The organism is Halobacillus sp. K22 (assembly GCF_052246795.1).
Lineage (GTDB): Bacteria > Bacillota > Bacilli > Bacillales > Halobacillaceae > Halobacillus.
Genome location: NZ_JBQQCN010000047.1, coordinates 1 through 8,333 on the forward strand (window position 1 = coordinate 1; position 8,333 = coordinate 8,333).

Consider the following 8,333-nt stretch of genomic DNA (forward strand, 5'->3'; position numbering starts at 1 on the left):
CCTTATCATTTTAGAGATGATCTTTGAAAATACCAGGCGACACGGGAGAAAAGAGCACAGGAAGAAGCATGAAAGTCCTTTCGACATTTTAGGGCTAGCTTACAATTAAGATGTATCTTTTGTTTTTACTCATTGACTCCTAAAGGAGTAGTTAGACTCACTACTGTAAATATATGGAACTTATAATCGTAATTATTATTTGCTTGGTATTAATCTTCTATTAGCTTGACGGGTATGGGGAAATGGCGAGACTCCCATGGGAGAAGGAACTAGGTGAGATCACGCAGGGAGTGAAACGAGCGAGGAAGCTCCTGGTAAAAAGGAGGATCGACTAAAATCGCCACTTCGTGTGGCAACGTCGATCGACCCTACATCGTGTAGGGCCATAGGAAAGCGAGTTATTTCCCCACCGCCCCTTATCCATCTTACGTAACGGACCTAACTATCTCGAAATCAAGTCTTCCAGAAACAGGAGCATTACTTAAATATCAAGACGGAACACTGACAGAGCTTTTAATTTTTAAATCATAAGTGGTTACAAGTATTTTTTCCGAAATCTTAACGAGCGGAGCTCAAAAAAGTTCGTTAGACAAGCTGGGCTAAGAAAAGGTTTAATTTGAGGAAGAGCGGTGCACGCTAAGACAGCCGGAGAGCATTTATGTTAAGATAAGAAGGGTAAAATTAGCGCACGTTGATTCATTAGCCGTATATTTGGTATGATCATATATTATGTGAGATCGAAATGGAGGTCGCATTATGTCAAGAATTAGTAAAGACGAAGTGAAGCACGTAGCCAACCTGGCACGCCTTGCTATCACAGAAGACGAAGCCGATACATTCACAAAACAGCTCGACGATATTATTACGTACGCCGAGCAGCTGAATGAACTCGACACAGAGGGAGTAGCTCCTACCACCCACGTACTGGATCTGAAGAATGTCTTGCGTAAAGACGAACCTAAAGAGTGGCTGAAGAAAGAAGATGTACTTAAAAACGCACCCGAGCACAAGGATGGACAATTCAAAGTGCCATCGGTACTGGAATAAGGAGGATCGATCATGTCTTTATTTGACTATACATTACGTGAGCTTCAAGAGAAGCTACATAATCAGGAAATCCGAGTAACGGATCTTGTAGACGAGTCGTATAAACGAATTGAAGAGGTAGACGGGCAAGTGAAGGCTTTCTTAACGCTAAACGAAGAAGCCGCCCGCGCCCAGGCTGCAGAACTCGATCAGCAGCGAGGCGATAGCGCCGCTAAACTGTTCGGTCTGCCAATTGGTGTGAAGGACAACATTGTAACCAAAGGTCTCCGCACCACAGCCGGAAGCCAGATTCTAAGTAATTTTAATGACCCGTTGTACGATGCTACGGTCGTAAATAAGTTAAATGACGCGAAGTCCATTACCATTGGTAAACTCAACATGGACGAGTTTGCTATGGGTTCTTCTAATGAAAACTCAAGCTACGATGCGGTCCGAAACCCTTGGAATACGGATTACGTTCCAGGCGGTTCAAGCGGTGGCTCAGCAGCAGCTGTAGCTGCTGGAGAAGTTCCTTATTCACTCGGTTCCGATACCGGCGGGTCGATCCGTCAGCCAGCTGCTTACTGCGGGGTTGTCGGCTTGAAACCAACGTACGGCCGTGTCTCCCGTTTCGGTTTAGTCGCTTTTGCTTCCTCTTTGGATCAAATCGGTCCAATCACACGCAATGTGGAAGACAACGCGTTCTTGCTAGAGACCATTGCCGGACACGACAAGATGGATTCAACATCAGCGAACGTTGAGGTTCCAAACTACAGTGAAGCTCTGACAGGCGACGTTAAAGGACTTAAAATCGCTGTACCAAAAGAATACCTCAGTGAAGGTGTTTCTTCTGAAGTGAAGGAAGCCGTTCAAGCTGCACTTAAGAAATATGAAGAGCTTGGAGCGACATGGGAAGAAGTTTCTCTTCCGCACTCCAAATACGCTCTATCCACGTACTACTTGATCGCATCATCCGAAGCTTCTGCCAACCTGGCCCGTTTCGACGGAGTTCGTTACGGCAAGCGCGCGGAAGATGCCGAGACGATGCTCGACATGTTCAAGCGTTCCCGTGCTGAAGGCTTCGGTGACGAAGTGAAGCGCCGGATTATGCTTGGAACGTTCGCACTAAGCTCCGGGTACTACGACGCTTATTATAAAAAAGCCCAGCAGGTACGTACGCTGATCAAGAACGATTTTGAAAAAGTATTCGCGGATTACGATGTAATCATCGGGCCGACGACCCCGACACCTGCCTTTAAAATAGGTGATAAAGTTGATGATCCAATGACCATGTATGCGAACGATATCCTGACCATCCCTGTGAACCTGGCAGGCGTGCCTGGTATTTCGATTCCATGCGGCTTCTCATCCAATGGTCTTCCGATCGGTCTGCAAATCATTGGAAACCACTTTGATGAAAGCAGTGTGTATCGTACTGCTCATGCCTTCGAACAGGCTACTGAATTCCATAAACAACGCCCGTCCCTTGGAGGTGCGCGCTCATGAATTTTGAAACGATTATAGGCCTAGAGGTCCACGTTGAATTAAAAACGGCATCTAAAATCTTCAGCCCGTCCCCGAATATGTTCGGAGATGAGCCGAATACGAACGTAAACCCGATTGATCTCGGTTATCCGGGCGTATTGCCTGTATTGAACGAAGAAGCCGTCAATTATGCGATGAAAGCAGCGATGGCTCTGAATTGTGATATCGCTACCGACACGAAGTTCGATCGTAAAAACTATTTCTATCCGGACAACCCGAAAGCGTATCAGATTTCCCAATTTGATCAGCCAATCGGGGAAAACGGCTATATTGATATTGAAGTGGACGGCGAGAAAAAACGGATCGGCATTACGCGTCTTCACATGGAGGAAGATGCCGGGAAGCTGACCCACAGTGATGATGGTTATTCCCTTGTGGACTACAACCGTCAAGGCACACCGCTTGTCGAAATCGTATCTGAGCCGGACATTCGTTCACCGAAGGAAGCCTATGCGTACTTGGAAGCTTTGAAAAATATCATCCAGTACACGGGTGTTTCTGACTGTAAAATGGAAGAAGGTTCACTTCGTTGTGACGCCAACCTGTCCATCCGCCCGATCGGTCAGGAAGAGTTTGGTGTGAAGACGGAACTTAAGAACTTGAACTCCTTCTCTTTCGTACAGAAAGGGCTTGAGTTTGAAGAAGTGCGCCAGCAGAAGGAACTTCTTTCCGGCGGAGAGATTCTTCAGGAAACACGCCGCTATGATGAGCAGACAAAAGAAACGGTTCTTATGCGTGTAAAAGAGGGTTCTGACGACTACCGTTACTTCCCGGAACCGGACCTTGTTCCACTTCATATTGATGAAGCCTGGAAGCAGCGTATTTTCGATCAGATTCCTGAGCTTCCGGCTGCCCGTAAGAAGCGTTATATCGAAGAACTTGATCTTCCAGAATACGATGCGATGGTACTTACCAATAACAAAGAACTATCCGACTTCTTTGAAGAGACCATTGCTGAGGGTGCAGATATTAAACAGGCATCCAACTGGCTGATGGGTGAAGTTTCCGCTTATATGAACAAGAACTATAAAGAGCTTCATGAGCTTGCCCTTACACCAGCTTCACTCGCGAAAATGATCAAGCTGATCGAAGACGGCACAATTTCGTCCAAGATTGCGAAGAAAGTCTTCAGCGAACTGGTTGAAAAAGGCGGCGATCCTGAGAAGATCGTTAAAGATAAAGGACTCGTCCAAATTTCCGATGAAGGTCAGCTGACCGAAATCGTAACGACGATTCTGGATAACAATCCGCAGTCCATTGAGGATTATAAGAACGGTAAAGATAAAGCGCTCGGATTCCTCGTCGGTCAAGTGATGAAAGAAACCAAAGGACAGGCAAACCCTCCGATGGTAAATAAAATTATTTTGGCTGAAATGGAGAAGCGTTAAAGCCTGTCATAGGTTAAACCGAAAGCACGCACGGCGATTGGTGCGTGCTTTCGTATGGATGAGGAAAACCCATCATATACTATAAAAAGTGTTTTCAAATTCAGGAAAAAGAGCTATGATGTTCTATGGAACAAGCCTGGATGAGGGGGTCATACCATGAAACGTGCTCGAATAATTTATAACCCGACCTCTGGGAGAGAAGTCATTCGTAAAGTCCTCCCTGATATTCTGCAGCGATTTGAACAAACCGGCTACGAAACATCGACACATGCAACCACCTGTGCCGGAGATGCGATCGAAGCTGCAAAATACGCTGTAGATCGGGAGTTTGATGTAGTCGTCGCTGCCGGCGGGGATGGAACCATTAATGAAGTGATTAATGGTATTGCCGAACAGGACCACAAGCCGAAGCTCGGCATTATTCCAGTCGGGACAACTAACGATTTTGCACGTGCGTTAAATATACCAAGGAACATTCATAAGGCTGTCGATATCATTCTGAAAGAACACACCCAGCCACTTGATATCGGTCGCGTGAACGGTCATTATTTCATGAACATTGCCGGGGGAGGAAAGATCACCGAGATTTCCTATGAAGTCCCGAGCAAGCTGAAAACTATGATCGGACAGCTGGCCTATTATTTAAAAGGAATTGAAATGCTGCCATCGATCCGGCCGACACGTGTCGAAATGGAGTATGACGGTAAATGGTATGAGGGAGAGATCATGTTATTTCTCGTTTCAAATACCAACTCCGTTGGCGGCCTGGAGAAACTGGCTCCATCGGCCCGCATGGATGATGGATTGTTCGACTTAATGATTATTGAAAAAATGAACATTGCTGAATTCGTCCGTCTCGCTACACTCGCGATTCAAGGCAACCATTTGAACCATCCGAAGTTCATTCACACCACCGCAAGCCGTGTGAAAGTGAAGACGGATGAGAAAATGCAGCTGAACATTGATGGTGAGTTCGGCGGCATGATGCCGGGAGAATTTGTGAATCTATACCGCCACCTGGAGTTCTTCTTACCGAAGGATAAATTTCCAGGTGAACTAGAAGAATCTTGAAGCGCTGCTGTCCCTAATCCGGGGCAGCGGCGTTTTCTAATGTTTCATGAAACACTAGGATTTGTGATAAACTACGAACACAGAGTCTAAGTAGAAAAGGACGGATAAATGATGGCGAAACCAAAGCCGCCCGTACAGAAAAACCAGACCATACACCTGACGTTTGAAGATTTAACCCATGAAGGTAATGGGGTAGGGAAAGTGGATGGCTATCCGCTCTTCGTACCGTATGGTCTTCCCGGGGAAGAAGCCGAAGTAAAAGTCGTCAAAGTGAAAAAGAACTTTGGCTTCGGGAAGCTCTTGAATGTAAAAGAAGAAAGCGAAGACCGTGTCGAGCCGCCATGTGATGTGTATTACCAGTGCGGCGGCTGCCAGCTGCAGCACATGAGCTATCAAATGCAGCTTGAGATGAAGCACAATCAGGTGAAAAACGCGATGAAGAAAATCGGACACCTCGAGCACGTTCCTGTCCACGAAACGATCGGAATGGCTGATCCGTGGCGCTACCGTAATAAAATTCAAATTCCAGTCGGACAAAAAGAAGACGGCCAGCTGAAGACCGGCTTTTACCAGAAGCGAAGCCACAACATTATCGATATGGACACGTGTATCATTCAAGATGAACTGAACGACCGGATGGTGGAAACCGTAAGGCGTATTGCCACGGAACTAGGGATCTCAGCTTATGATGAAAACACTCACCGCGGCACGCTGCGTCATATTATGGTCCGTACCGGTCAGACGACAAAAGATATTATGATTGTGCTCGTAACGAAAACGAAGAACCTGCCTGAACAGGACAAGCTGATTGATGAAATCCGTGACGCCTTTCCAAGCGTAAAGTCGATCGTGCATAACGTGAACAACCAGAAGACCAATGTGATTCTCGGCAAAGAAACCAAGGTTATCTGGGGCGACGAATACATCTACGATATGATCGGCGATATTAAATTCATGATCTCACCGAAATCGTTCTATCAGGTCAACCCGACCCAGACGAAGAACCTATATGACAAAGCGCTCGAATACGCTGACCTTCGCGGTGGCGAAACCGTTATTGACGCCTATTGTGGCATCGGCACGATCTCTCTTTTCCTTGCCCAGCAAGCGAAGAAAGTGTACGGCGTCGAAGTCGTTCCCGAAGCCGTTACCGACGCCAAGAAAAACGCCCGTCTGAATAAAATGGACAACGCCGAATTTTACGTCGGCCAAGCCGAAGAGCTGATGCCATGGTGGCGCAACCAGGGGCTCCGCCCAGATGTAATCGTCGTCGATCCACCGCGTAAGGGCTGTGATGAAGAACTGCTTAAAGCCATGCTTGATATGGAACCGGAGCGGATTGTCTATGTATCGTGCAATCCTTCAACGCTCGCGCGTGATTTGCGTGTGCTTGAGGATGGGGGATATGCGACGCAGGAGGTTCAGCCGGTGGATATGTTCCCGCAGACGAGTCACGTGGAGTGTGTGACTTGGCTTGAAAAAAGATAAGTAAGACTTAATAGATATTCTTAGAGGGGGTGCTAGAATGGAAGCAAACAAAAAGTGGTTAGCCATACCTGAAAATGAAAGAAAGCAACTCATAGCAAACGTTTTTTGCCGCTCCTGTAAGGATGCAGTCACCATCACAGACTTTATCATCATAGATCATCCTATGGGTGTGATGCTGGAGGGGAAATGCAAAAACTGTGGAAGTAAGGTAGTAAGAGTAGTGGAATTGGATGAATAAGAAAAAGTAGGGGCATCCTCCTGCTTTTTTTAGTTATCTGAATTTGAAAATTACTCCATCAGTTGGAAGTGATACCCTCATGATTCTATAAAAGAATCGTGTTAACGTAATACTATAGGAAGAATGAGAGCCCTTAATTAAGGGTATAGATTAAGGAACTCATTGTCTGAATCACGATACAAATGAACATTTACATTCAACTAGGAGGGAACTTTTTTATGGCTGATGAAAATTTAAGAAAAACTTTAGTTAATGCTGCGTTTAAAAAGAACAGCTCAGAAGAACAGAAAGTAAAAGAAGAAGACAAAGCAACCGAAGGCGATATCATTACTTTCGAAAAAGACGGGCAGCAGATTGAAGCGGTCGTAACTTCTTCTAGATTACAAAACTCCGTAGTTTGCGACATGACTATTATGGATGACTTCCATGAGCGGAATTTGGAATTCGAAAAAACTGTCGTTGCTCATACAAACTACAGCATTAAAGAACGCCGCGATAGAGAAGTTCAAGAATAGTATTAGATAAGAAAGAGCATCACGCTTATTGCGTGATGTTCTTTTTTTAGTGATTAGTCTTCTTCTTATTTAGGGGAGTGGATAAGAGATGCGAGACGTTACATTAAAAGAAGTTATAAAAGAATATCTGACAAAACCCATTGACTGAGCAACCGAGCATGTAATAATAGGATTAAAAAAACAAGGAGATGAGTGCTTATGCCTCAAAGCCGGCTTAGTCATGAAGAAATCAAAGTCATATTAAGGGCTGCAGATCCAATCATTGCTGAAGGAGGCAGGACACTTCTCGCAAAGATTTTGAAAGGTTCCAAAGAAAAGAAAGTACTGGAATATAAATTAGATACTTGTCCTGCTTATGGATATTTTAAGAAGGAAAAACTTGAAGAAGTTAAAAAAAAGATTAACTGGATGATTCGTTATGATTACCTCGAGTTAGAGAACTTTGGCAAGCTTCCATTGATTGTCTTCACAGAAAGAGGGTGGCTGATTGAGTCTGATCAACGTGCAGAGGAATTTATCCACCAATGGGAAGAGTGGCTTAGCAGCGGCAAGAAGGATCCGGACATGACCTATTTGAAGGATAGAAACAGGGTAATGATTCTGTTAATGCTTGAAAAAATAAAAGCATCCGGCAACAAAGATTTTATCCCTTATTTGCAGCTATGGGAAAAAGTAGATTATAAAAAAGTTCGTGCGGCTATTGATGAGACGATCCGAGTGCTGGAAGAAAAAGAACCTTTCGATGGGTCCTGGTTAGAGGAGAGGAATGAGCAGGTGAGGAAAACCTTGGCGGGTTATTCTTGGTTTGATGTTTTTCTCTAGGTTTGCTGATGTAGACAACTTCTTTTCAAAAGCACAGTTATCTTTCGTCAACTTATTACCATAACAATAGAAATAAACAAAAAGAGCGACCAATGTGGAGCTTTTGGACGCTCTTTTGTGTGCCCGGCAGGGGTATAAACTCTAGGGTTCAAGTCCCGAGCGGCGAAGGTCGTTGTAGCCGTTAGTCAAAGGCAAGGGTGTCCAGGGAGACCTGGAATCTGAAGGAAGCCGGAGACAAAT

General features: G+C 45.1%; 8 protein-coding genes. All 8 read left to right on the forward strand.

Annotated elements, in window-relative coordinates:
• Positions 1-756: 756 nt before the first annotated feature.
• The 8 genes from gatC (at position 757) to ACTWPM_RS20320 (ending at position 8,093) form a co-directional block, all read left to right on the forward strand.
• A complete protein-coding gene (gatC, locus tag ACTWPM_RS20285; RefSeq protein WP_443134791.1) occupies positions 757-1,047 on the forward strand; it encodes an Asp-tRNA(Asn)/Glu-tRNA(Gln) amidotransferase subunit GatC in 291 nt (96 codons plus the stop codon).
• A gap of 12 nt (positions 1,048-1,059) precedes the next feature.
• Positions 1,060-2,532, forward strand: a complete 1,473-nt coding sequence (gene gatA / locus ACTWPM_RS20290; protein ID WP_443134792.1) for an Asp-tRNA(Asn)/Glu-tRNA(Gln) amidotransferase subunit GatA — start codon at positions 1,060-1,062, stop codon at positions 2,530-2,532.
• A complete protein-coding gene (gene gatB / locus ACTWPM_RS20295; protein WP_443134793.1) occupies positions 2,529-3,959 on the forward strand; it encodes an Asp-tRNA(Asn)/Glu-tRNA(Gln) amidotransferase subunit GatB in 1,431 nt (476 codons plus the stop codon). Before gatA ends, gatB begins: the two co-directional genes overlap by 4 nt.
• 156 nt (positions 3,960-4,115) lie before the next feature.
• Entirely contained in the window at positions 4,116-5,030 is a 915-nt protein-coding gene (locus ACTWPM_RS20300) for a diacylglycerol kinase (RefSeq protein ID WP_443134794.1), read from the forward strand.
• A gap of 111 nt (positions 5,031-5,141) precedes the next feature.
• Positions 5,142-6,518 carry a 23S rRNA (uracil(1939)-C(5))-methyltransferase RlmD gene (gene rlmD / locus ACTWPM_RS20305; RefSeq protein WP_443134795.1) on the forward strand — a complete coding sequence of 459 codons (1,377 nt, stop codon included), beginning with the start codon at positions 5,142-5,144 and terminating at the stop codon, positions 6,516-6,518.
• Positions 6,519-6,555: 37 nt separating this feature from the next.
• The gene (locus ACTWPM_RS20310) at positions 6,556-6,756 is read left to right on the forward strand and encodes a hypothetical protein (RefSeq protein ID WP_443134796.1); all 201 of its coding nucleotides are present in this window, start codon (positions 6,556-6,558) and stop codon (positions 6,754-6,756) included.
• A gap of 218 nt (positions 6,757-6,974) precedes the next feature.
• The gene (locus ACTWPM_RS20315; RefSeq protein WP_443134797.1) at positions 6,975-7,271 is read left to right on the forward strand and encodes a YkvS family protein; all 297 of its coding nucleotides are present in this window, start codon (positions 6,975-6,977) and stop codon (positions 7,269-7,271) included.
• A gap of 198 nt (positions 7,272-7,469) precedes the next feature.
• A complete protein-coding gene (locus ACTWPM_RS20320; protein WP_443134798.1) occupies positions 7,470-8,093 on the forward strand; it encodes an RQC-minor-1 family DNA-binding protein in 624 nt (207 codons plus the stop codon).
• The last annotated feature ends 240 nt before the right edge of the window (positions 8,094-8,333 follow it).

What these genes read in the sequence shown, in the direction of transcription:
- gatC (WP_443134791.1), top strand. Translation starts at nt 757, where the DNA reads ATGTCAAGAATTAGTAAAGACGAAGTGAAGCACGTAGCCAACCTGGCA.
- gatA (WP_443134792.1), top strand. Translation starts at nt 1,060, where the DNA reads ATGTCTTTATTTGACTATACATTACGTGAGCTTCAAGAGAAGCTACAT.
- gatB (WP_443134793.1), top strand. Translation starts at nt 2,529, where the DNA reads ATGAATTTTGAAACGATTATAGGCCTAGAGGTCCACGTTGAATTAAAA.
- ACTWPM_RS20300 (WP_443134794.1), top strand. Translation starts at nt 4,116, where the DNA reads ATGAAACGTGCTCGAATAATTTATAACCCGACCTCTGGGAGAGAAGTC.
- rlmD (WP_443134795.1), top strand. Translation starts at nt 5,142, where the DNA reads ATGGCGAAACCAAAGCCGCCCGTACAGAAAAACCAGACCATACACCTG.
- ACTWPM_RS20310 (WP_443134796.1), top strand. Translation starts at nt 6,556, where the DNA reads ATGGAAGCAAACAAAAAGTGGTTAGCCATACCTGAAAATGAAAGAAAG.
- ACTWPM_RS20315 (WP_443134797.1), top strand. Translation starts at nt 6,975, where the DNA reads ATGGCTGATGAAAATTTAAGAAAAACTTTAGTTAATGCTGCGTTTAAA.
- ACTWPM_RS20320 (WP_443134798.1), top strand. Translation starts at nt 7,470, where the DNA reads ATGCCTCAAAGCCGGCTTAGTCATGAAGAAATCAAAGTCATATTAAGG.